The sequence below is a fragment of the Ruegeria sp. MALMAid1280 genome (assembly GCF_049195285.1).
Classification (GTDB): domain Bacteria; phylum Pseudomonadota; class Alphaproteobacteria; order Rhodobacterales; family Rhodobacteraceae; genus Ruegeria.
In genome coordinates, this window is sequence record NZ_JBMIRT010000041.1 from 273,658 (window position 1) to 296,729 (window position 23,072).

Annotated in this window: 20 protein-coding genes; 11 read left to right on the forward strand and 9 right to left on the reverse strand. The window is 59.6% G+C overall.

Annotated features, from left to right (window positions below; genetic code table 11):
- Nucleotides 1-112 precede the first annotated feature (112 nt).
- Nucleotides 113-1,222, forward strand: coding sequence for a CaiB/BaiF CoA transferase family protein (locus ACOQFT_RS07575; RefSeq protein WP_421597332.1), 1,110 nt, complete (start codon nucleotides 113-115; stop codon nucleotides 1,220-1,222).
- A 60-nt stretch (nucleotides 1,223-1,282) separates the two neighbouring features.
- Here the strand turns inward: ACOQFT_RS07575 and hemE are convergent, their stop codons facing one another.
- Entirely contained in the window at nucleotides 1,283-2,317 is a 1,035-nt protein-coding gene (gene hemE, locus ACOQFT_RS07580; protein WP_421597333.1) for a uroporphyrinogen decarboxylase, read from the reverse strand.
- A 108-nt stretch (nucleotides 2,318-2,425) separates the two neighbouring features.
- Here hemE and hemC point away from each other — a divergent pair, with 108 nt between their 5' ends.
- A complete protein-coding gene (gene hemC, locus ACOQFT_RS07585; protein WP_421597334.1) occupies nucleotides 2,426-3,385 on the forward strand; it encodes a hydroxymethylbilane synthase in 960 nt (319 codons plus the stop codon).
- Between the two features lie 223 nt (nucleotides 3,386-3,608).
- Here the strand turns inward: hemC and ACOQFT_RS07590 are convergent, their stop codons facing one another.
- The 7 genes from ACOQFT_RS07590 to ACOQFT_RS07620 all read right to left on the reverse strand — a co-directional run bounded on the left by ACOQFT_RS07590 (nucleotide 3,609) and on the right by ACOQFT_RS07620 (nucleotide 11,730).
- A complete protein-coding gene (locus ACOQFT_RS07590; protein WP_421597335.1) occupies nucleotides 3,609-4,886 on the reverse strand; it encodes an aspartate aminotransferase family protein in 1,278 nt (425 codons plus the stop codon).
- Nucleotide 4,887: 1 nt separating this feature from the next.
- On the reverse strand, nucleotides 4,888-5,991 hold the full coding sequence (locus ACOQFT_RS07595) for a mandelate racemase/muconate lactonizing enzyme family protein (protein WP_421597336.1): 1,104 nt from the start codon (nucleotides 5,989-5,991) through the stop codon (nucleotides 4,888-4,890).
- A gap of 112 nt (nucleotides 5,992-6,103) precedes the next feature.
- Nucleotides 6,104-7,216 (reverse strand): mandelate racemase/muconate lactonizing enzyme family protein, encoded by a 1,113-nt coding sequence (locus ACOQFT_RS07600; RefSeq protein WP_421597337.1) that lies wholly within the window; start codon nucleotides 7,214-7,216, stop codon nucleotides 6,104-6,106.
- A complete protein-coding gene (locus ACOQFT_RS07605) occupies nucleotides 7,213-7,623 on the reverse strand; it encodes a hypothetical protein (RefSeq protein ID WP_421597338.1) in 411 nt (136 codons plus the stop codon). The genes ACOQFT_RS07600 and ACOQFT_RS07605 overlap by 4 nt, the downstream gene beginning before the upstream one ends.
- Complete coding sequence (locus ACOQFT_RS07610) at nucleotides 7,620-8,198, reverse strand: dimethylsulfonioproprionate lyase family protein (RefSeq protein WP_421597339.1); 579 nt, start codon at nucleotides 8,196-8,198, stop codon at nucleotides 7,620-7,622. Before ACOQFT_RS07610 ends, ACOQFT_RS07605 begins: the two co-directional genes overlap by 4 nt.
- The gene (locus ACOQFT_RS07615; RefSeq protein WP_421597340.1) at nucleotides 8,195-9,277 is read right to left on the reverse strand and encodes an alcohol dehydrogenase family protein; all 1,083 of its coding nucleotides are present in this window, start codon (nucleotides 9,275-9,277) and stop codon (nucleotides 8,195-8,197) included. Before ACOQFT_RS07615 ends, ACOQFT_RS07610 begins: the two co-directional genes overlap by 4 nt.
- Entirely contained in the window at nucleotides 9,277-11,730 is a 2,454-nt protein-coding gene (locus ACOQFT_RS07620; protein ID WP_421597341.1) for an FAD-dependent oxidoreductase, read from the reverse strand. The genes ACOQFT_RS07615 and ACOQFT_RS07620 overlap by 1 nt, the downstream gene beginning before the upstream one ends.
- Before the next feature lie 68 nt (nucleotides 11,731-11,798).
- Between ACOQFT_RS07620 and ACOQFT_RS07625 the strand changes: the two genes are divergently transcribed.
- The 6 genes from ACOQFT_RS07625 to ACOQFT_RS07650 are packed head-to-tail and all read left to right on the forward strand — an operon-like array spanning nucleotide 11,799 to nucleotide 15,768.
- Entirely contained in the window at nucleotides 11,799-12,686 is an 888-nt protein-coding gene (locus ACOQFT_RS07625; protein ID WP_421597342.1) for a MurR/RpiR family transcriptional regulator, read from the forward strand.
- Complete coding sequence (locus tag ACOQFT_RS07630) at nucleotides 12,683-13,774, forward strand: aromatic ring-hydroxylating oxygenase subunit alpha (protein ID WP_421597343.1); 1,092 nt, start codon at nucleotides 12,683-12,685, stop codon at nucleotides 13,772-13,774. Before ACOQFT_RS07625 ends, ACOQFT_RS07630 begins: the two co-directional genes overlap by 4 nt.
- Before the next feature lie 16 nt (nucleotides 13,775-13,790).
- Nucleotides 13,791-14,609 carry a hypothetical protein gene (locus tag ACOQFT_RS07635; RefSeq protein WP_421597344.1) on the forward strand — a complete coding sequence of 273 codons (819 nt, stop codon included), beginning with the start codon at nucleotides 13,791-13,793 and terminating at the stop codon, nucleotides 14,607-14,609.
- An 18-nt stretch (nucleotides 14,610-14,627) separates the two neighbouring features.
- A complete protein-coding gene (locus ACOQFT_RS07640; RefSeq protein WP_421597345.1) occupies nucleotides 14,628-15,044 on the forward strand; it encodes a hypothetical protein in 417 nt (138 codons plus the stop codon).
- The gene (locus ACOQFT_RS07645; protein WP_421597346.1) at nucleotides 15,038-15,367 is read left to right on the forward strand and encodes a hypothetical protein; all 330 of its coding nucleotides are present in this window, start codon (nucleotides 15,038-15,040) and stop codon (nucleotides 15,365-15,367) included. The genes ACOQFT_RS07640 and ACOQFT_RS07645 overlap by 7 nt, the downstream gene beginning before the upstream one ends.
- Nucleotides 15,368-15,384: 17 nt before the next feature.
- Nucleotides 15,385-15,768 carry a carboxymuconolactone decarboxylase family protein gene (locus ACOQFT_RS07650; RefSeq protein ID WP_421597347.1) on the forward strand — a complete coding sequence of 128 codons (384 nt, stop codon included), beginning with the start codon at nucleotides 15,385-15,387 and terminating at the stop codon, nucleotides 15,766-15,768.
- Between the two features lie 67 nt (nucleotides 15,769-15,835).
- Here ACOQFT_RS07650 and ACOQFT_RS07655 read toward each other — a convergent pair whose 3' ends face one another.
- A complete protein-coding gene (locus ACOQFT_RS07655; protein ID WP_421597348.1) occupies nucleotides 15,836-16,804 on the reverse strand; it encodes a formylglycine-generating enzyme family protein in 969 nt (322 codons plus the stop codon).
- A gap of 260 nt (nucleotides 16,805-17,064) precedes the next feature.
- On the opposite strand from ACOQFT_RS07655, the gene ACOQFT_RS07660 reads away from it, so the two are divergent.
- The 3 genes from ACOQFT_RS07660 to ACOQFT_RS07670 all read left to right on the forward strand — a co-directional run bounded on the left by ACOQFT_RS07660 (nucleotide 17,065) and on the right by ACOQFT_RS07670 (nucleotide 22,681).
- Nucleotides 17,065-17,535 carry an aminoacyl-tRNA deacylase gene (locus ACOQFT_RS07660; protein WP_421597349.1) on the forward strand — a complete coding sequence of 157 codons (471 nt, stop codon included), beginning with the start codon at nucleotides 17,065-17,067 and terminating at the stop codon, nucleotides 17,533-17,535.
- Between the two features lie 284 nt (nucleotides 17,536-17,819).
- A complete protein-coding gene (locus ACOQFT_RS07665; RefSeq protein WP_421597350.1) occupies nucleotides 17,820-21,137 on the forward strand; it encodes an ATP-binding protein in 3,318 nt (1,105 codons plus the stop codon).
- Nucleotides 21,138-21,496: 359 nt separating this feature from the next.
- On the forward strand, nucleotides 21,497-22,681 hold the full coding sequence (locus ACOQFT_RS07670) for an aminotransferase class I/II-fold pyridoxal phosphate-dependent enzyme (protein ID WP_421597351.1): 1,185 nt from the start codon (nucleotides 21,497-21,499) through the stop codon (nucleotides 22,679-22,681).
- Nucleotides 22,682-23,072: the final 391 nt, after the last annotated feature.

The window sequence follows — 23,072 nt, forward strand, 5'->3', positions numbered from 1 at the left end:
GCACAGAACAGGCCAATTTCGCACAACGTTCTGCGCTTTTTTGCGGGTTTGACCTCTGGCCTTGCAATTTGCCAGCGTTCCCGGAACCCTGCGCTTAATCGAAGGGGGGACCATGCTGAACGGTACACGGATCATTGAGATTGAGGGGCTGGGCCCTGCCCCGTTTGCCGCCATGCTGCTGGCGGATATGGGCGCCGATGTGATCACCATCCACCGCAAGGGACAGGCCGAAACGCCGGGAATGCCCGAACGCTCGGTGCTGGACCGCGGCAAACGGTCGATTGATCTCGACCTGAAAGATGCAAGCGATCTGGAGATCGCCAAACGCCTGATCGCCTCGGCTGATGCGTTGATCGAAGGGTTTCGCCCCGGTGTGATGGAAAAACTCGGCCTCGGTCCGGAACCCTGCCACGAGATGAACCCCAGGCTGGTCTATGGTCGCATGACCGGCTGGGGTCAGGACAGCCCCCTGTCGGATACGGCAGGGCATGACCTGAATTATATCGCCCTGTCCGGTGCGCTTTGGTACGCCTCACCCCCCGGCCAGCCACCACAAACCCCCGCAACCCTGGTCGGAGATATCGGAGGAGGCGCCATGTATCTGGTCGCGGGCCTTCTGGCCGGGCTTCTGAACGCGCAGAGAACGGGCAAAGGCACCGTGGTCGATGCCGCCATCTATGATGGCTCGGCGCATATGATGAACCTGCTCATGAGCCTGAACCAATCCGGCAACCTGTCCGAGACACGCGGCCAAAGCCTGCTGGACGGCCCCCATTGGAGCCGCACCTATACCTGTTCCGACGGCGGCTTCGTGACGGTCCAATGCCTCGAACCCAAGTTCTATGCACAGTTCCTGCAGAAAATGGGCCTGTCGGACGACTCCGGCTTCCAATCGCAATTCGATCCCACAACATGGCCCGCCCTCACCCAGCGCCTGACCGAAATCTTCGCCAGAAACCCCCGCGATCACTGGGCCGATCTTTTCCAGGGCACTGATGCCTGCGTCGCGCCGGTCCTTAGTCCAATCGAAGCACACGCCCACCCGATGAACGCCGACCGAAAGACATGGCACAGCACAGATGGCACCCTGCAAGCCGCTGCCGCACCCAGATTCTCTACGTCCGAATGGCACCCCAAACCCAGCCCCAGACGCGGAGAACACCGTCAAGACATCCTGAACGAGCTTGACGCGCAGCAAACATCCGCTGCTTCATCTGGCTAAAAATATCCCGGGGGATGGATTGGCCACAGGCCAAGAAGGGGGCTGGCCCCCTTCCCTAGCTTACCGCCCGCGCACCGTGTCGATCATCAGTTGCACATTCTCCGGATCCGCGTCCGGTGTAATCCCGTGACCGAGATTGAAGATATGCGGCCCTTTCGAGAACGCCTCGACAATACGCCGAGTCTCATCCACCAAGGCCTGCCCACCGGTCACCATATGCGACGAGGCCAGGTTGCCCTGTACACAGCCATCGACCTGCACATGCTCGGCCGCCCATTCCGGCGAGACCGAGTTGTCCAGCGCCACACAATCCACACCGGTCGCCTTTGCAAAACCGATATAGCCGTCGCCCGCCTCACGCGGGAAGCCGATCACCGGGATGCCGGGATGGCGGTCCTTGATCGCTTGCGTGATCACGTGACAGGGTTCGACCGCATATTTCCGGAACGCATCGCCTTTCAGCGACCCGGCCCAACTGTCAAAAATCTTAACGACCTCGGCCCCGGCTTCGATCTGGGCCGAAAGGTATTCGATGGTGGCCAGCGTGATCCGTTCCAACAGCGCTTCGAACAGGGCGGTGTTTTCTTCGCGCAGCGCATGGGCCGGACCCTGATCCGGCGTGCCGCGCCCGGCGATCATATAGGTCGCAACCGTCCACGGCGCGCCCGCGAACCCGATCAGAGCCGTCTCGGACGGCAATTCCCGCGACAGGATACGCACCGTCTCATAGACCGGTGACAGGGTCTCGTGAATGGCCTCAACCGGTTTCAGCGCGTCGAATTCCGATTGCTGCGTGATCGTTGACAGGCGCGGGCCTTCTCCGGTGACGAACCACAGATCCGCGCCCAGCGCCTGCGGCACCAGCAGAATGTCGGCAAACAGAATCGCCGCGTCGAACCCATAGCGGCGGATCGGCTGCAGGGTCACTTCGGCGGCCAGTTCCGGGTTGTAGCACAGCGACAGGAAATCCCCCGCCTGCGCCCGCGTCGCCCGGTATTCCGGCAGATACCGCCCCGCCTGACGCATCATCCAGATCGGCGGCACATCCTGTACCTCGCCCGCAAGCGCCCGCAGCAGTTTCTTTGTCTCGGCCATCTTTTGCCCCCAATCATCCGGTTTGTCGCAACGGGTCTTCCTTCGGCGGCAATTTGTCAAGCCATGCCCCCATTGTCAGGGCAATGTGACGCGACTAAAGCTGTGCACATGACACTGACCCTGCCCTCCCCCGCCTCACCGCTCAAGATCGGCACCCGTGGTTCGCCCCTGGCGCTGGCACAAGCCTATGAAACCCGGCAACGGCTGGGAACGGCATTCGACCTGCCCGAAGAGGCGTTCGAGATTGTGGTGATCAAAACCACCGGCGACAACCGCGCCATGATCGACGCGGACCGCCCGCTGAAAGAAATCGGCAACAAGGGCCTGTTCACCAAGGAAATAGAAGAGGCGATGCTGCGCGGCGATATCGACATCGCGGTGCACTCCACCAAGGACATGCCGGTGGAGCAGCCCGACGGCCTGGTGCTGGACACATTCCTGCCGCGTGAAGATGTGCGCGACGCGTTCATCTCACCCAGCCTGAGCTCGATCCATGATCTGCCGCAGGGGGCCGTGGTCGGCACCTCATCGCTGCGCCGTCGGGCGCAATTGCTGAACCGGAGGCCCGACCTGAACGTGGTCGAATTCCGTGGCAACGTGCAGACCCGCCTGAAGAAACTGGCCGACGGTGTGGCAGATTGCACCTTTCTGGCCATGGCCGGCATCCGCCGCCTGAACATGGACGAGGTTCCCGCCACCGCCATCGCCCCCGAGGACATGTTGCCCGCCATCGCACAGGGCACGATCGGCATCGAACGCCGCAGCGACGATTCCCGCGCTGCGAGTATGCTTGAGGCCATCCATCACGCTGAAACCGGCCAGCGCCTTACCGCAGAACGCGCCTTGCTGGCCGCGCTGGACGGCTCTTGTGAAACGCCCATTGCCGGGTTGGCCGAGATACAGGGCGACCAGCTGCGCCTGCGCGGCGAAGTGCTGCGCCCTGACGGGTCCGAGGCGATATCCGAGGGCATCACCGGCGCAATTGCCGACGGCGCCGAGATGGGCCGCGTCATGGCTGAGACCCTTCTGAAACAGGCAGGGCCGGGTTTTTTCGACTGGAGAGGCTGAAAAACTTATTCAATGTGAACAACTTCACTGTAACCAACATCCGGATCGGGCATAAATGAGTCATACCGGTTGCGATGTTGGATCGGTCTCGAATAAGTCGAAAGTTTTTGTTCAGTTAACTTGATTAAGTGGTATTCGAGGGGGCGAGACCAACCTTGATATCCGATTGGTAAGGGCCGCTGTCACATTATGACAGCGGCCCATTTTATTCCGTTATAGCACCTCAGACTGCACTGATCGCCCGCACGGCCTGATCGACGGCCGACCGGGTCTGTTCCAGATCACCCTCGGTCACCGCCAGCGACGGGTAGAGCTTGCCCGGTGATTTGAAAATCCCATGCGCACGCAACGTATCGTTGTAAAGCGCATTACGGCCGGGGTCGTCATGATTGGCGCTGCGATAGTCGCGGCAGGCAGCATCGGTAAAGTTGATGTCGAAAAGCGTCTCATCCCCGACGATCTGATGCGGAATACCGGCCCTGGCCAGCGCCGCCCCCTGCATCTGCTGCAACGCCGCCCCGGTGGCGCGGAGTTGGTCATATACGCCATCACGCCGCAGAACCTCCATTGTCTTCAGCCCTGCAACCGAGGCCACCGGGTTGCCTGACAGGGTGCCCAACTGCATCAGCCAGCCCTCCTCGCCGACCTTGGCCTTGTCGAAATGCTGCATGATCTTGGCGCTGGCGCCCAGCGCGGCCAGGGGGAAGCCGCCGCCGATGATCTTGCCCAGCGTGCAGATATCGGGCGTCACCCCGTATCTTTCCTGCGCACCGCCATAAGCCAGTCGGAATCCGGTGACGATCTCATCGAAAATCAGCAGGACATCGTGCTTGTCGCACAGATCACGCAGCCCCTGCAGGTATCCGGGCAGCGGCGGGATGATCCGCTGCAACGGTTCGACCATGATCGCGGCAATGTCGTCATGTTCGTCCAGCAGGGCCGCGACGGCCTCGAGGTCATTATAAGGCGCGATCAGCATCTGTTCGGCCACGCTGTCGGGAATACCCGCACTGTCCGGCACCGCCTGAGGGAAATTTACCCGACGGCTGGGGGCGAGGCTCATCTGCGCCTCGGCGCTCATGCCGTGATAGCCGCCTTCGAATTTCAGGATCTTGTTGCGCCCGGTATAGGCGCGGGCCAGACGGATGGCGTACATATCCGCCTCACCGCCCGAGGCAACAAAGCGCACCTGTTCGCAGCAGGGCACGGCCTCGACGATGGCTTCGGCCAGTTCGATGCCTTTGGAGTTGTTGGCAAAGAAGGTCATGCCCTTGGGCAGTTGTTCCAGCACGGCCTCCATCACCTCGGGGTGGCCATGGCCCAACAGCATGGGGCCAGAGCCAATCAGATAGTCGATATATTCATTGCCATCCTCGTCCCAGACCCGGCTGCCTCGGCCGCGGGCGATGATGATACCGGGGTCGAAATTGCCAAACCCTCCGGCGGGCAGAACCTCATTCGCGCGGGCGATCCATTCGGATTGGGTGTTGATCTTCAGCATCTCACACGATCTCCAATATCGGGGAACCAAGGATTTCCGGGTTAGGGGTTACACCTAAGCCCGGACCGTCGGGCGGGGCAATCCGGCCCTCTTCACGGTTTGGTGCGTCCGGGCATAGGCGCGGGGCCACATAGGAGGACAGATCACACGTGTTCAGCAGCGATCCGTGCGGGGTCGAGGCCGCAAAGTGCAGTGACGCGGCAGTGACGATATCCGAGCCCCAGGTGCATTCGGCGCAAATCTCGGCCCCCAGATGCACCGTCAGGTCCCGCGCCCGGCGCATGGCGGACAGCCCGCCGAATTTCGACAGTTTCAGCGCCACCGCATCCATGCAGCCCAGCTCATGCGCGCGCAGCAACGAGGCCAGATCATGGGCGTTCTCGTCGATCTTCATCGGCAAACCGGTGGCCTGCCTTACGGCGGCGCAATCCTCAAGCGTTTTGCAGGGCTGTTCCAGCATTACGTCCAGATGCGCCACGGCCCGGCCTGTGCGCGTGGCCTGCAGACGAGACGCGCCACAGTTCCAGTCGCCATAGATCAGCGGACCCGGCCCCACGGCCTCGCGCACTTTGATCAGACGCTCGGCATCGGCCTGCCAGTCGCTTTCCACGCCCAGCTTGACCTGAAACTGACGGATGCCGGTCTGATAAGCGGTCTGGGCGATGCGGGCCATCTCATCCGGGGCGATGCAGGTGATTGAGTGGTAGAGCGGCATGTCCTTGCGCGTCCGGCCGCCCAGCAACGCATAGAGCGGCTGGCCGGTGGCCTGCCCGAACAGGTCCCACAAGGCGATATCGACCATGGACTTGGCATAGCGGTGGCCCTGCAGGAATCCATCCAGCTTGCGCATCGGCGCATCGGCTCCAAACGGGGAGATGCCCAGGATCTCCGGCCCCATTTCCCTGATCGCACTCGGCACACCCCCCGCATAGGCAGGCAGGTAATGCGGGATCGGGCAGACCTCGCCCCATCCCATCAGACCGGTATCCGTTTCAAGACAGAGGATATGAGAGGTCACGGTACCGCAGGTTTTGCCTTCGGCCATGTGATAGGTTTCATGGCTTGTCAGGTCGACGGACCAAAGCGTTATCTTGTTGATCTTCATTCAACCCGTCCTTTGCGTTTGGGCGTGGCGCTGACAGAGGGGCCAGCCCCTCTCTTGGCCTGCGGCCAATTCACTCCCCGGGATATTTTTGGCCAGATGAAGAGGCGGATCATCATGGGGCCTCGTAGGTTGCAATTGGCGAGCCCAATTTGTCTTCGTCAGGATGCACGCCAAGGCCGGGCGTTTCCGGCAGGTGCAGGTGTCCATTGATGTTGCGCGGCCCGCGACCACCGGCGATATCGACGGTGATCATGTCCTGACAGGCCCAGACCGCGTGGCAATTGCCATCCGGGATTGTTGCGGCCAGATGCAGCGCCTCGGTATCGGCCAGAACCGAACCTCCGGTCGCCATAACGAACATGTCGATCCCATGCGCCAGCGCGATATCCCGCATCCGTGCCGCCTTGGTCAGGCCGCCGATGCGATTCAGCTTGATCCCGAACACCTCGGCCAGGCCATCGCGGGCAATGCGGGCGGCGTCCTGCAGGGTGACGAGGCTTTCATCGACCGACACGGGCGAAGCATGACGGTCAGAGATCGCGGCGATATCGTCCAGTGTCTCGCAGGGTTGTTCGAACATCACGTTCAGGTCCTCGCAGGCGCTCATCACCCGCAGGGCCTGTTGCCGGGTCCAGCCCCGGTTCACGTCGTAGAGGACGATCTCACCCGGAAGCCGAATGCTCTCAACGTCGCGGATGCGGGCGATGTCGCGTTCCACATCGCCGCCGATCTTCACCGAATGGGCGATGTAGCCCCGGCTGCGATAGCGGTCCATCACCTCGCGAGTTTCGTCGATGGTTTTTGCGCCAACCGACGAAGCAATCGGGCGCGGGGTGCGGGACCCTCCGCCCATCAGATCGGCAATCGGCAGGCCCACCGCCTGCCCCGCGATATCCCAGCAGGCCATGTCGATCGGGCTTTTGGCATAAAGATGCCCAGGCAGCGCAAGATCCATTGCGCGTTCCACATTCAGCACCTTGCGAGGATCGAGGCCGAGCAGGAACGGTGCCATCGTTTCAATCCCGGCGCGGATGCCCGGCCCATGCGCAGGCACATAGGTATGGCCCCATGGGGTGCCCTCGCCCCAGCCAATCAGGCCGGTATCGGTTTCGATTTTCACCACCGTCGCGTCGAGCGTTTCGAATTTCAGCCGCCCGCCGGACAGCCAATAGGGATGCTCCAGCGGCAGATCGACTTGGAAAACTGTGGTAGTCTTGATTTTCATAGGTCATACTCCGCCACCGGCGCGCCGAGGCTTTCGAAATCCGGGGTTACGCCCAATCCTGGCGTGTCCGGGGCGTAAAGCTTGCCATCCCGCGACACCGGGCCGCCTATTCCGGTGGAACGGGTTTTGTAATTCATCAGGTCGGTGGTGTTCTGCAGGAAATCGGGCGGCGTCCAGGCCGCAAAATGCGCCACCAGGCGGGCCAGCGCCGCCCTGCCCTCGGAATGAGCAACCATGAAGTTCTCGCCGCAGGGTGTGAACTTATCACAGTCCTGCAATCCGGCGCCGGTATCGATCGCAACCACCAACGCCGTAGCCTTTTCAATCTCATTACCAGTACCCCAGACATAGGTCCTGCCCACATAGGGCAGATCGGTCTGGTAGATGTGGATGCGGGTGATCTTCATGCGGCATCCATCCGTGGCAGATCGTCCATGCCTTCGCCCCGCCAAAGGACAAAGGTCAGGATCGGCTGGTCGGTCGTGGTCATCGCGTGGCTTTGCCAGCTTTCATGGTGACGCGTCTTGTTCGGCCCTACAAAGCACTCAATACCTGGAACTCGGAACACAGCCCCGCCTGCCAGCGTCAGATACAATTCCTCAGCCTGATGGCTGTGCCAGTCATAATGCAGACCCGCCCCCCAATAGGCCACGTACCCCCGCAACTGGGTCGAGTGGAAATGACCGGTCGGACCAAACAGTTCGTAATACCCGTACCGTTGCAGTAAATCGGCCCCGACTTCCTCCTCGGTATAGGTCAGCTTCCAATGGGCCAAATGGGCAGTGGCCCTGATCGCGTCGGACAAGGCGCGGGTGGTTTCGCTGCCGTCCGCATCGAAGTCGCGCACCAGATCAACCGCGGGAATGTGGCTGGGCCGCAATCGGGTTGCCGTCAGGTCCGTAGGCCACGCGCCGAACGCCGAGAGGTCGGGATGCGCCTGATGCAATTGCCGCGCGGCCTCTAATACGTCGTCCAAAGTCATGGGATCACCACAATATTCCCGGTGTGCTGTTTGGCGATGAAGGCGGCTTGCGCCTCGCGCAGTTCCTCCAGCGGATAGGTCGCGGCGAGGGCGGGTTTGATTTCACCGGCCTCGATATATGTCACGAGGTTGCGCATCACCTGCGGGTCGATCACGGTTGACCCGGTGAAGGTCAGATCGCGCAGGTAAAAGGTCCGCAGGTCGAAATCGACCATCGGGCCGGCGATGGCACCGGAACAGGTGTACCGGCCGCCACGTTCGAGGATGTCGATCAGGTGCGGCCAATAGGGGCCGCCGACCACATCGGCCACCACGGTGATCTTTTCGTCGCCCAGCGCCGCACGCAGGTTTTCGGGTGCCCGAGGCAGGATCATGTCCGGCCCCAGTTCCGCCACGTCGGCATGCTTCGCCTTGGACGCCAATGCGATCACACGGGCACCGCGCCGTTTGGCCAGTTGCACCAGTGCACCACCGACACCGCCCGAGGCGCCGGGCACCAGAACGGTATCCCTGCCGGTGACATTGGCGCGGGTCAGCATGCCTTCGGCGGTGGAATAAGAACAGGAGAACGTCGCCAGTTCCGCATCCGACAGGTCGGACGCAATCGGCACCGCGTTCGCGGCCAGCGTTGTGGCGTATTCCGCGAAACCACCGTCCCGTTCCGAGCCGAAATAGCCGGTCTTGTCCATGTTGCCGGGATCTGACGGATCGCGCAGCCAGCCATCGGTGATGACACGTTCGCCGATACGGGCGGGGTCCACGTTATCGCCCACGGCAACGATTTCGCCGCAGATATCGGCGCCTTGAATGCGCGGGAAGGTGATCGGCGCGCCGCCCCATGTGGGGTCCTCTTCGCCGACCTCTTCAAAGGCTCCTCCGGTGGTCGCGTCGGTAACGGTCTTGGAATACCAGCCCGACCGCGTGTTGACGTCTGTGTTGTTCAGACCGCAGGCGGCAACCTTGATCAGCACCTCTCCGGTGGCGGGGTCCGGGCGCGGCCAATCGGCGTGCAACACCATCTGGTCCAGACCGCCATGTCCCATCGTGACCATAGCTTTCATCGTATCGGGCAGGGTCATCACGCGGTCTCCATTGCGGTGTCTGTGCGGGGCAGCAGGCTTTGCGGGTCATAGGCCGGCTCGCCCAGCACGCGGGCGGCGCGGGGCGAGCCGTGGATCACGACCTGCAGGGCGGTTTCGGGTGTTGCGGCTTCGGGCCTGATATAGGCGAAGGCCAGAATCTTTCCGACCGTATGCCCGTAGACCACCGAAGCGGTAGACCCTACGCCACGCCCGTCCAGCATCACCGCCTCACCACCATGGCCGTCAATCTCGCCATCCGGTTCGATTTCCAGATAGGCGCAGACCCACGGCAGGTCGGTGTTCAAAGTCTTATCCCTGCCCAGATAGACCTTGTCCGTGCGGGCAAAGCGCAGCACATCCGCCTCGGCCAGAGTGACTTCGTTGGTCAACTCGCCCGCACCCTTGAAACCCTTCTCCATCCGCATCACGTTCATGGCAAAGCTGCCATAGTCGGTGATGCCATGCAATTCGCCTGCTGCCCAAAGCGCGTTGTAGACATCCAGACATGCGGTGTTGGGCATGTGCAATTCCCACCCCAACTCGCCCGCATAGGACATGCGGAAGGCCCAGACTTTATGCCCGGCGATGGTGATTTCCTGAGCGCACAACCAACGGAACCCGGCATTGGTCAGATCCGCGTCAGTGCAGCGTGCCAGCACGTCGCGCGACCGAGGGCCGTTCAGCGACAAGGCCGACCATTCGGCGGACAGGGCGGCGATCTGCACATCCTCTTCCGCGCATTGTTGCGTCAAGTGGTCCAGCAGGCGCTGTTCGAAGAAGGCGGCACAGACGAGATAGAAGCGGTCTTCGGCCATGCGGACGATCGTTGTCTCCAACTCGATCCGACCGCGCCGGTTCAGCATATGGGTCAGCGTGATCGAGCCGACCTTTTGCGGCATCCGGTTGGCGGTCAGCCGATCCAGCAAGGCATAGGCGTCCGGCCCCGAAACCTCGACCTTGGTAAAGGCAGTGACATCCATGATACCGACACGCTCGCGCACCGCTTTGACCTCGACCGCGACCATGTCGTCGGCGGGGGTGCGGCGGAAGGAATAGTGATCGCGCTGTTTCACACCGTCCCGCGCGAACCAGCGGGGGCGTTCGAACCCATAGATCTCTTCATGCACCGCGCCTTTGGACTTCAGCAGTTCATACAGCGGCGATGGCTTGATCGGACGCCCTGCCAAACGGTTGAAATGTGGAAAGGGGATTTCGTGGCGCAGGCAGTAATCTTCCTCGGCCTTGATCACCTGCCAGTCCCTGGTCGCATAGCTGCCGAAACGGCGCGGATCGAACTCGCGCATCGAGATATCCGCTGCCCCATGCACCATCCAGCGTGCCAGTTCGCGGGTCAGGCCCGGCCCCCAACCGATGCCGATCTGCGTCCCGCAGCAGCACCAATAATTCCGCACACCCGGCGCGGGCCCGATCAGCGGATTGCCGTCCGGCGGGTGCGAAATCGCGCCGTGCACCTCGCGCTGAATGCCCAGATTGGCAAAGATCGGCATCCGGTTCAGGCTTTCCGCAAGCCACGGCATCACCCGGTCGTAATCCGCGTCGAACAGCCAGTTTTCATATTCCCAAGGGCAGTGATCATGCCAGACCGAGTTCGGGTTCTCTTTCTCGTAGATCCCGATCAGCCCGCGCTGCTGCTCCATCCGGATATAGCCCGAGACCTTGCGGTCATCGCGGATTACCGGCAGTTCCTTGTCCAGATTCTGGAATTCGGGCACCGGCTCGGTCACGAAGTAGTGGTGGGTCATCGAGGTCATCGGCAGTTGCAGCCCCGACCATTCGCCCATCTGCCGCGCATAGGTGCCACCAGCATTCACCACATGCTCGCAGGTGATGGTGCCCATCTCGGTCTCGACCACCCACTCGCCATTTTCGGCCTGCGTGATGTTGGTGGCGCGGCAGTTGCGGAAGATCTGCACACCCTTCTGGCGTGCACCCGCAGCCATCGCCATGGTCACATTGGTCGGATCGACATGGCCGTCATCCGGCGTGTGCAGCGCGCCCAAAACGCCGTCGAGATTGTAGAACGGATGCAGCTCAGCCACCTTCTCGGGCCCCACCAATTCGATGTTGAACCCCAGCGACCGGCCCACCGACAGGGTGTGGTGCAACCAGTCCATCTCATCCTCGGTATAGGCCAGGCGAAACGAACCGCAGCCATGCCATGTCACCGGTTGACCGGTCTCAGACTCCAACGCACCTGAATACAGGCCGATATTGTAATCGACGCATTTGCCCAGCCCGAAGCTGGAGGTCGAATGGGTGATCTGCCCCGCCGCATGCCAGGTGCTGCCGCTGGTCAGTTCTGCCTTTTCCAAAAGGACGGTATCCGCGCCCCAGCCTTCATTCGCCAGATGATAGGCCAGACCGACCCCCATGACGCCGCCTCCGACGATGACCACGCGCGCGTGGGTGGGCAAAATCTTCCCGGACATGACATTTCCTCTTCCCGAGTCGCTTTTCTGCTCGACAGGCTAATTCCACAATTGTACCATCGTCAATCATGAATGACACAAATGTATCATCGACCGTTCTTGACCGCCTCAGCGCCGAATGGGACGCCCTGACCCCCGAGGCCCAGAAAGCCGCGCGCTACGTGCTGGAAAACCCCACAGATGTCGGGGTGTCCACCGTGCGCGAGATTGCCGAGGCCGCCAAGGTCAAACCCAACACTTTCGTGCGCATGGCGCGGCAGGTGGGGTTCGAAGGGTACGAGGATTTCCGCGCCCCGTTCCGGGATGCGATTCGGCAGGGCGGCGTGTCGTTTCCCGACCGCGCCCGCTGGTTGCAGGATATCGGCAAGTCCGGAGAGTTGGGCGGCCTTTACGCCGATATGGTCGGCGCCGCGATCCGCAATATCGAGGACACCTTTGCCGGGATCGATGCCGCGCGCCTGAAGGCGGCGGCCGAGGACATCTGGAACTGCCGCCAGATCTTCACGCTGGGCGTGGGCGTGAACAATTCGAACGCACGCAATTTTACCTATCTGGCCTCGACAGGGATGAAACAGTTCCACGCCATCCCCCGCCCCGGCTCGACCCCGGTGGATGATCTGGCCTGGGCCGATGAGCAGGACGTGCTGATCGCCATCACCTGCCACCCCTATCGCACCGAAGTCATCGATGCGATCAAACTGGCGCGCCAACAGGGCCTGACCGTTGTCGGCATTTCCGACAGCCCGGCCAGTCCGGTCATCTTGAACGCCCATCACGGCTTTGTCGTCGCCGCCGACACACCGCAATTCTTCCCGTCATCCGTCTCGACCATCGCGTTGCTGGAAACGCTGCTATCTTTCGTGATCGCGGTATCCAGTGACGAGATCGTCGAACGGGTGGAACGGTTTCACCAACGCCGTTACCAACTTGGCCTCTACGCGGAGGAGCCCGAATGAACGCACCGCTGACGCACTCGCTGGACGCGCGCTATTACACCGATCCTGCGGTTTTTCAGCTGGAAATGCAGGGGCTTCTGTCCCGAACCTGGCAATTCGCGGGCCATGTGGCGCAGGTGCGGGAAACCGGCGACTATTTCGCGTTCGAAATCGCCGGGCAAAGCCTGTTCTGCATTCGCGGCCGGGACGGCGAAATCCGCACCTTCTACAACGTCTGCCAGCACCGCGCGCACGAAATGGTCAGCGGCGCGGGCAACACCCGCGTCGTCGTCTGCCCCTACCACGCCTGGACCTATGAACTGTCCGGCCAGTTGCGCGCCGGACCGAACATCAAATCCGTCCCCGGCTTCGACCGCAGCGCCATCTGCCTGACCTCGGTGCGGACCGAAGTGTTCCACGGTTTCATCTTCGTCAACCTCGACGATGAAGCCGCCCCGATGGACGAATGGTACCCCGGCGTGCGCGAGGAACTCCGCGCCTTCGTGCCACAGATCGACGATCTGGAACCGCTGGAATGGGTCGAGATTCCGGAACACTGCAACTGGAAAGTCAGCATCGAGAATTACTCGGAATGCTATCACTGCCCATCCAATCACCCGACCTTTTCCGAAGGCGTGGTCAAGCCCGAGACCTATGACATTCAGCCCGATGCGGGTGGCGGCTATGTCCTGCGACACACGACCGAGTGTCAGAGCCTCGACAAGATGACCTATCCCATCGACCTGTCAGTGCCCCATGCGGGCGAGTACCAGTCATGGTTCCTGTGGCCGATGTTCTCGTTCCAGTGCTACCCCGGCAATGTGCTGAACACCTATCACTGGCGCGCCAATGATGCCGATCACTGCACCGTCTGGCGCGGCTGGTACACCGAGGGCGGTTCGGAAAGTGCGGTGATCCGGCAGTTGGCCGTGCAGGACCGCGAAACCACGGTCGAGGAGGATATCCGTCTGGTCGAGTCCGTTCATCGCGGCCTGAAATCCCGCGGCTACCGCCCCGGCCCACTGGTTCTGGACCCCAGCTGCGGTGTAATGTCGGAACACTCGATCGCTCGGCTGCAGCAATGGATGCGCGAGGCGGTGGACGGGTGATCGCAGTGATCCACCCATGCTGATGCCCGAAGACTGGCGACCCGAACACAAGCTGTTCCCGCATCAGGTCGGCTTCACCTGTCCGCCCTTCGACTTTGACGCGGCTCCGTCGGATTTTCTACGCATCTGCCCCGAGACGGTCGGCGTGCATGGCTGGATGCTGCATGTGCCGGACTACGCGCACGGGCTGGACCAGCGCAAGCAGAACTTCGGGATGCTCGAGGATTTCGTCCATTGTATGTCCCGTAACGGTGTCGATGTCTGCGGTCAGGTCGGGTCCAATTGGGTCCACGCCTGCGGGTTGGGGGTCGAGGGCGTGCGTCAGCACTGCGCAGAGCTGTCCGACAAATACGGCACCCGATTCCACATGGCCGGTTACGCCATGATCGAGGCCTTGCGCGAGATGAATGTCGAGAAGGTCGCGCTGAACGCCGCCTATCATTGGCCCGAATGGTGGCAGGGCACGGTCGGATATCTGCAAGAGGCCGGGTTCGATGTGCACTATGCGGGCAATTTCCACGATCAGGGGTGGTTTGCCAGTCAGGAAGATATCAACGCGTGCCGCTGGGTGTTTGACGGTGATCTGGCGGTCAAGAGCTTTGAATTTGTGGCCGAGCAAGTCCCGCAGGCCGATGCGATCCTGATCAATGGCATGTGCAATTTTCGAACTGGTCCGAATGGCTTGCCACAGCGCCCGCTGCATCTGGCCGCCGCGTTGGAAACTGCCGTTGGCAAGCCGGTGATCGACCACGACATCGCGCTCTATTGGCGCATCTTCAAATCGCTTGGCCTGTCACCGGAAACGCCGCACGGCCAGCTTTTGAAACGGCTCTGACCCGGAGGTTCCAAACCCATGCACAAAATCCTCGCGCTCTGGGCGTTGCCACGCTCCACCTCAACGGCCTTTGAATGGATGATGCGGCAACGTGGTGATCTGGATTGTCTGCACGAACCGTTTGGCGAGGCCTGGTACCAGGGCGAAGACCCGCTGTGGCATCGGTTCAAGCCGGGCGATGTGACGACGCCGGGCTTGACGCTGGACAGCGTGTGGCGGGACATTCAAACGCGTGCAAAAAAGGGGCCGGTTTTCCTCAAGGACTTCCCGCATTACATCAACCACATGTGGGATGCCGAGTTCCTGTCGCATTTCAACCATGCCTTCCTGATCCGCGACCCCGCCAAAACCATCACTTCGATGTTCAAACGCTGGCCCGATTTTGCCGAGGGCGAGGTCGGCTTTCCCGTAAACGCGCCCTGTTCGAATTGCTGACCGCGCTGAACGGCACCCCGCCGCCGGTGATCGACAGCGATGATCTGCTGGAAGACCCGCACGCCATGACGCAAGCGTTCTGCGACGCCGTCGGCATTCCCTTTATCGAAGACGCCCTGAGTTGGGTGGCGGGCGGCGACCCCTCGGCCCATAGCTGGTGGGATGGCGGGTCCTTCCACGCCAACCTTGCGAATTCAACGGGCCTTGCACCGCAGCCCCGCCGCTATGTGGAAATCGACGATGCGCCGGAGCGGGTGAAACAGGTGCATCGCCGGATGAAACCGCATTATGATCACCTCTACAAACACCGCCTGACGCGCTGAAGCACCGGAGACCCCACATGGCAGATATTTTCGACGAAGACCTTTTCCTCAAAGGGCTGGAACAACGCAAAGGCACTCTGGGCGCCGAATACGTGGAAAAGAACCTTGCAGCGGCAGATGATTTCACCCGCCCGTTTCAAGAGGCGATGACCGCCTGGTGTTGGGGCTTTGGCTGGGGCGACGACGTGATCGACGCGAAAACCCGGTCGATGATGAATCTGACGATGATCGGCGCACTGGGCAAAATGCACGAGTGGGAGCTTCACTGCAAAGGCGCGATCAACAACGGCGTGACCAAAGAAGAGATCCGCGCCATCATCCACGTGGTCGGCATCTACTGCGGCGTGCCCCAGGCGCTGGAGTGTTTTCGGGTTGCGCGAAAAGTGATTGAAGCGGGGTAGGCCCTCAGCTAGGTCGAAGCAGGATCAGCATCGGTGACTTCACAGCCTGTTCCGCAGCGCAAAGATGTCACTTCATTTGCCGAACAACACGAAAGCCGGAATACTGGCTGCGATGGTCTTCGGACCCCGAACCTCGGGAGGCTACGCGGATGTAGTCCATACCTGTGTTGAACGCGCCTCCACGGGAAACGCGCTTGCAACTCTCTGTTTCACTTTGTAGCAACCACTCACTGGATGTGGTCCAACCAGCGTAGTCTTTCGTGTAGCACGATCGTGTTTGTTCAATAACGTTGCCGGACATATGTCGGACGTCCCAGGCGTTAGCCGCGTCCAACTCGTCCACCGGGACTGGAACCCTCCGCGAGAGCAAATCGGGACGGGGAACTCCGCTCATTTGCTCGGTTCCAAGGCCGAAGAAATTTGCCTGATCTGATGTTAGTTCATCCCCTTGCGCGAAACGTGTCTGAGTACCCGCGCGCGCCGCATATTCCCACTCGGCCTCTGACGGTAGCCGGTAGGCATCAGTCCCAGCCTTTTCGTTGAGCCATTCAATATATGCCAGCGTATCCCAATAAGACACATCAACAACCGGGTGATTGCCGTGCACAGGGGTTTCGACATGCTTCCCGGCGTCATTGAGATGTAAGATGATATTTTCGGGAACATGCCCACCACACCCGCCATCATTGACGCAAGCCATCCACTGATCATAAGTGATTTCGTTACGCCCCATGGCGATGGGTATATCAATCTCAACACGATGCAGAGGACGTTCGTCGGCACCAATGGCCGGGTGCCCGACCTCAACCATAGCCAACTTGCCATCAAGGATAACCAACCCGTTTATCGAGTCGCCGATTGGACCACCCATCGTAAACTCACCAAGGGGCAGGACGATCATCTCAGGGCAGACGTCGCATTCCTGAAACATCTCCAGATCGTCTACCTGTGTTCCATCGGCAATCCGGTACTGCGCCTGCGCTGGTGTCGTGAGGATCGACAACAGAAACCAGATGCCCAGAAAACCGTAATTCATGGAAATAACCCCTTGGCGCAAATACCTGATGATGTCTGGAACGGGCGGACGACAACAGATTTCCCGACACTGCGAATTTTTCTTGGTTTTCAAACAGCATGTTGTCAAGACGGTCTGATCTGTTCCAGCCGATCACCGCTCCGCCCCCTTGCCCGATCCGGCTAATGGGCGCACAATATGGGCTCACACACACTTGCGCCCTAGTTGCGCACCGTCACACGTTTCGCGACCGGGACGCCTTCGATGATACGGAGGGCTAAATGACCATTGCGACTCGTCTGAAACATCATCTGGATGCCCAAGGGCTTCCGTTTGAAACCGTTCCCCATCCTTATGCCGCAACCGCAGCCGAATGCGCCGAAGCGGCGCATGTCCCCGGTGACCACCTCGCCAAATCGGTTCTGATCCATATGGAGGAAGGCCCCTTGCTCGCGGTTCTGCCCAGCAATCATCAGATTGACCTGACCGCACTGCAATCGATGATGAATCGGCGTCTTGGCTTGGCGCCGGAATCTGAAATGGATGGTCTGTTCGATGATTGCGCCCTCGGTGCGGTGCCGCCTGTGGGCGAAGCCTACGATCTGCCGACCGTCGTCGACAACAGCCTGACCGGGCTGGACAAGATCTGGTTCGAAGCAGGTGACCACAAAACACTGGTCGAGATGCGCGGCAAGGATTTCGATACATTGATGAAAGACGCCCCGCACGGGGCCTTCTGCTGTATGCACTAGGTATCGGACGAAATCTGGCAGACGGGTCTTGGGCCTATTCGGTTAGGTTCAACAAAGCGGTTTGCGTTTGCGCCAAGCCCAGAAAGGTCACAGAATTGTTGGCGGCCCAGCCCGGTAAAGCGCCATGAACCCCTTGACCAAAACCGGATCGGCGTACTTCATTGAGAAAAAGGACTGGATACTCCGGCACGGTGTGTTCTGCACAGACCAAGTAAACAGGGGGATGCGCGCTGTTGGGGTGCAGATGACGGTTCTGCCGAAAACAGCAAGCGAAACGATCAAATATGTCCGATATCGCGGTCTGGTTGGAAAATCACGGATTGTCCAAATACGCAGGGGCCTTTGAAAAGCACGAAATTGAACTCGGCGATCTGACAGAGTTGACCGACGAGGACCTTGTCACGATCGGGCTTCCTCTGGGTCCGAGACGGCGTTTCTTGAAAGCAGTTCGTGCTGGCGCCGAGGACGGGCGACGCCCGCAACACACAGCACCGGGCCCCGCCATTGTCGCAGAGCGCCGGCAACTTACCGTCATGTTTATCGACCTGGTTGGGTCCACCGAAATATCCCAGCGTGTCGATCCGGAAGACCTGGCCGAAGTTCTGCGGCTTTTCAAGGAAACATGTGCGGCGTCTGTTGCTGCATTTGATGGTCACATCGCAAGCTATTACGGCGACGGGATCATGGTCTTTTTCGGATTTCCCCATGCCCACGAAGATGATCCCGAGCGGGCGGTGCGTGCGGGCCTGCGGATCATCAAGGAAATTCCGGACATCCGCACCCATGCGAAACTGAACGTCCGAATAGGGATCGCGACCGGGCTGGTTGTGGTCGGCGATTTGCGCGGCGAAAAGATGTTCGAGGACGGCACAGCAATGGGCGAGACACCAAATCTGGCGGCGCGTCTTCAGGCCATGGCGGACCCTGGTACGCTTATTATCGCCCCCAGCACCCATCAGCTGGCAGGGGACGCATTCGAATACGTTTTACGCGGCGCCTTCAAGCTCAAGGGTTTTGCGAAAGAGGTCGAAGCCTGGCAAGTAACCGGCGCGCGGGAAACGGTCAGCCGCTTCATGGCGTTGGACGATGCCTTACTTAACCCTTTGGTTGGCCGTGCTGCCGAATACGAGACCCTGAACGAAAAGTGGAAGCTGGCCAGTGGTGGTCAGGGGCAGGTTGTTCTGGTGTCGGGTGAGCCGGGAATTGGCAAATCTCGGCTGGTTGAAGAGCTGCGCCAAAACAGTTCGGGGGCGTCGCATACTCAAATTCGATACCAGTGTTCGCCCTATCATTTTGCGAGTGCGTTTTACCCTGTCATTCGCCAATTCGAGAGCGCCGCAGGATTTCGCCCCGACGATTCAAACGAAACCAAGCTTGCAAAGATTTCCTCGGTTCTGGGTGATCCAGCCGATGACATATTGAAGTTGGCAGCGTCCCTTCTTTCGGTTCCATTCGAGGACCAATTAGGGCCATTGGATCTGCCGCCTCAGCAAATCATGGATCAGACGCTGGCAATGTTGCTGGAAAAACTGGCAGCTCTGGCAATGGAAGAACCGGTGCTGCTCTTGTTCGAGGATGCGCATTGGGTTGATCCGACAACCAAGTTGCTTCTGGACCGGATCGTGGATCGGATTCGGGACCTTCCCGTGCTGGTGGTGATGACATTCAGGCCCGAATTCGACCCGGGCTGGGCGCTGCAATCCAACCTCACGAAAGTTGTCCTGAGGCAACTGGATTTCCACCAGGTCAAACGTATTGTGGATGAGGTTGCGCAAGGTCAGCCAATCTCGGACGCGATGTATGAATTGATCGCAGCCAAATCAGATGGCGTTCCGCTTTTCGTGGAAGAAGTGACTAAAGACCTTTTGGAATCAGGCGCCTTGACCCAAGGCGGGAATACTCACCCGGTTGGTACGTCCTCTCAGGCAAGCCCGGTTCCCAGCACATTGCATGATGCGTTGATGGCGCGCCTAGACCGGCTGAGTTCGGCCAAGGAAGTGGCCCAGATCGGCGCGGTCATCGGACCTCAGTTTTCCTATCCGCTGATCGCCGAAGTCTCGCACCTTGGCGAAAAGGCATTGCGGTCCAGTCTAGAGCTTTTGGTTGACGCCGGCATTGTCACGACCGCCGCAACAGAAGGCCTGGAAACCTTCAGCTATCGTCACGCCCTTATTCGAGACACGGCCTACAACAGCCTGTTGAAAAGCGAGCGTCGCGTCCTGCATGCGCGGGTTGCCGAGTCGCTTGATCAGGAAGCCCCTCACGTCGGGGATGCCAGTCCGGAAATCCTGGCGCATCACTACACGATGGCCGGAATGGGCAAGCAGGCAATCGACTGCCGCTACCTCGCTGGTCAGAGCGCGGTCAAACGTTCGGCGAACATCGAAGCAAACACACAGCTTTCCCTGGCGATCGAGCAGTTGCGCAAGCAAAGCCACAGCAACGACCGTGACCGAAAAGAAATCGAGATACAGGTTCTCAGAGCAGGTGTTCTGCGATCAACGGCCGGAATAGCCGCCGATGAAACCGGCTCTGTCTACGAGCGAATTCGCGACCTGTGTGAGCGCGTCGAGGAAACCGGGCATTTGTTCCCGGTTTTGAACGGTTTGTATTCGTTTCACCTGGTGCGTGCTGAATACGATCTGGCAAGGGATGTCGCCGGTCAACTGCTGAAATTGGCCGGAACGACCGGTGAAACGCAGCATCAGATGGTGGCCCACCGCGCGATGGGGGCCGTGCTGTTTCACATTGGCGAACTGAACCCAGCCTACGCGCATTTGAAACAGGCGCTCGAACTCTACAACCGGGAACGGGATGGGCATCTGGCTTTTATTTATGGGTCGGACCACGCAGCAATCACCTCGTGCTTTCTGAGCCTGGCCATTTGGATGCGCGGCGCCCCGGACAAAGCACTTGAGGTCCAAATACAAGCGGTTGCGGCCGCTCAAGAGCTTGAGCATGCCCATAGCATCGCCCAATCACTGACCTACCTGTGCATGTTGCATCTTCTGCGCCGCGAACCCGATCAGGTCATCAAACGTGTGGATCAACTTGAGGATCTGGCCTCAAAACACTCATTCACGTTCATGTCCGTGACCGCAGCCCTGTGGCGCAGTTGGGTGGATGCCTTTGTTTCGCCCAACCAGACCACGATCCGGGCGCTGCGAAATGCGGCCGAAGCCTGGTGGGCCAGTGGCGCAGGGAACTATAAGCCGTTCTTTCTGACGTTGATTGCCGAACTCACCCTTGAATCAGGTGATCGGGAAGGTGCCCTGGAATTGCTGGACCAAGCGCGCAGACACCAAGGCCTGACGAATGAAGGTTGGGCACAAGCTGAAACGGACCGGGTCTACGCGCTGGCGCTTTCCGGGAACGGGCCTGCCGAAGCAGAGTTTCGTGACGCGTTGGAAACTGCACGGCGACAGCAAGCAGGGATGTTCGAGCTTCGAACTGCGGTAGACTACTTTAGGCAATGCAAGAATTTCGCATCGTCTGCCGCCCCTTCCCTACTAAGTACCGCCTTGAAAGCAATTGCAGGAGGCGAACATACGACAGATGTAATCGCTGCCCGTGACTTGCTTGATGAGATAACTGCGAGGTGAAACTCAAAGTCCCGCGTGACACCTGGAACGATCGAATGCAACCAGGCAAACGGTTTGGTTTATCGTTTTTGGATTGGACGTTGTTTGGGCGAGAGTGGTTTGGCTTTCTGGCTCTGCACTTTGCGTGTTTGTCAGGATAACGGTTCCTGTTCTTCCTGCGCCTTAGACGTTGCCGGTCACTGATATGGGTGCCGGTTCCGAGACAAAAATAGAAACAGTTTCACGGCCGGTCTTTGCAGTCGCACAAGTCAAATGGGGAAAAAGGCTGCAAAATGTTGTGAATCGGGTATCTATATTCTGTTCGCCAATACAGTGTTCGTTCTGTGGTTACAGGGCCGACATCTTGTAAGGAGAGTTCAATGTCCATGACTGCCCGCCGTGCAAACACTGCTGCGCATTCCATCCGGAAAGTCGAAGCCTTCTTTACAACCTACAATGCTGCGGTGAAGGAAACGCCGGCTGTCGCAGATTTCACCTTTGGCAATCCGCACGAAATGCCTTTGCCCAGTGTCGTCGATGCGCTGAAGACACATGCCAATCCTCAGAGTGTGGACTGGTTCGCGTATAAGACCAACGAAGCAGACCCGTGCGCCTTTCTGGCAGACGCCTTGTCCAAGGAGTTGGGGCTTCCGTTCGAGGCGGAAGACATCGCGTTGACCAAAGGCGCCTTTGGGGCCATCAAGATGTGTTTCACCATGCTTCTTGAGCCCGGAGACGAATGCATCGTGCCGCTGCCGGGTTGGTTCTGCTACGGGCCGATGCTCGCCGCTGCCGACGCCAAAGAGGTGCAAGTGCCTCTGGAACCGGACAGTTTTGACCTGGACCTGGAGGCTATCGCCGGCGCCATTACCCCGCGCACCAAGATCGTGGTTGTCAATACGCCTCACAACCCGACAGGTCGCATTTACTCGCGTTCTGATCTGCAAAAGCTCGCCGACCTGCTCGAGGTTAAGTCAGCTGAGATTGGTCATCGGATCTGGATATTATCTGACGAACCCTACCGCCGCATTCGGTTTGACGGTATTGGCTTTACGACACCAGCCGCGGTCTATCCACACACACTGATAGACTATTCCTATGGGAAAATTCTTCTCGCACCCGGTCTACGCCTTGGTTATCTTGCGATCTCTCCAATCTTGCCTGCGGCCGAACGACGAGAGCTTCAAACCCTGCGGTTTCCCGTGCAGATGGCAGATGGTTGGAATGTTCCGGACGCTCCATTGATCTATGCGCTGCCGGACCTTGAAAATGTTTCAATCGACATTGCCGCCCTGGCTCACCGACGTAAGCGTATGCTTGGCGCTCTTGACCAATGGGGATACAGGATGACAAGGCCAGAAGGCACCTTCTATCTATGGGGACGAGCCCCGGGCGGTGACAGCGATGCCTTTGCTGAGTGCCTTCAAAAGCGTGGTGTCTATGTGATGCCAGGAACAGTTTTCGACCGGCCTACGGATTTTCGTATTTGCCTTACTGCTACTGACGAAATGATAGAAAATGCATTGCCTGCATTTCAGGCGACCGCAAACCAAATGTTGGAATGACAGCTGGCATCCGAACGCGTTATTGGCATCTCGATTAAGTGTCTGCTTCATTGCGCATAATCGAACGGATCGGTGGCCTGTTTGAGGATCGGATGTTTTTTTTGTGATATTGGTTGCGGGGAGAGGATTTGAACCTCTGACCTTGGGGTTATGAGCCTGATGAGGTGAAGACGTTAAGCAATTGATCCGGGGGATCAATTGTGGTCTGAACGGGCTGCTTTTGAGGTATTCCGACGCTGGTTGCGGGAGTAGGATTTTCACTTTGGCGAACTATAGGACACACTGTCAGGACTACGCGTCCTTCTTCCATCTCTTTGGCTGGCCTTAGAAGCATCCTGCGACCTTAAGGCAATCTCGGGCACTCGATTGCAACTTGTCCGAGCTAACTTGG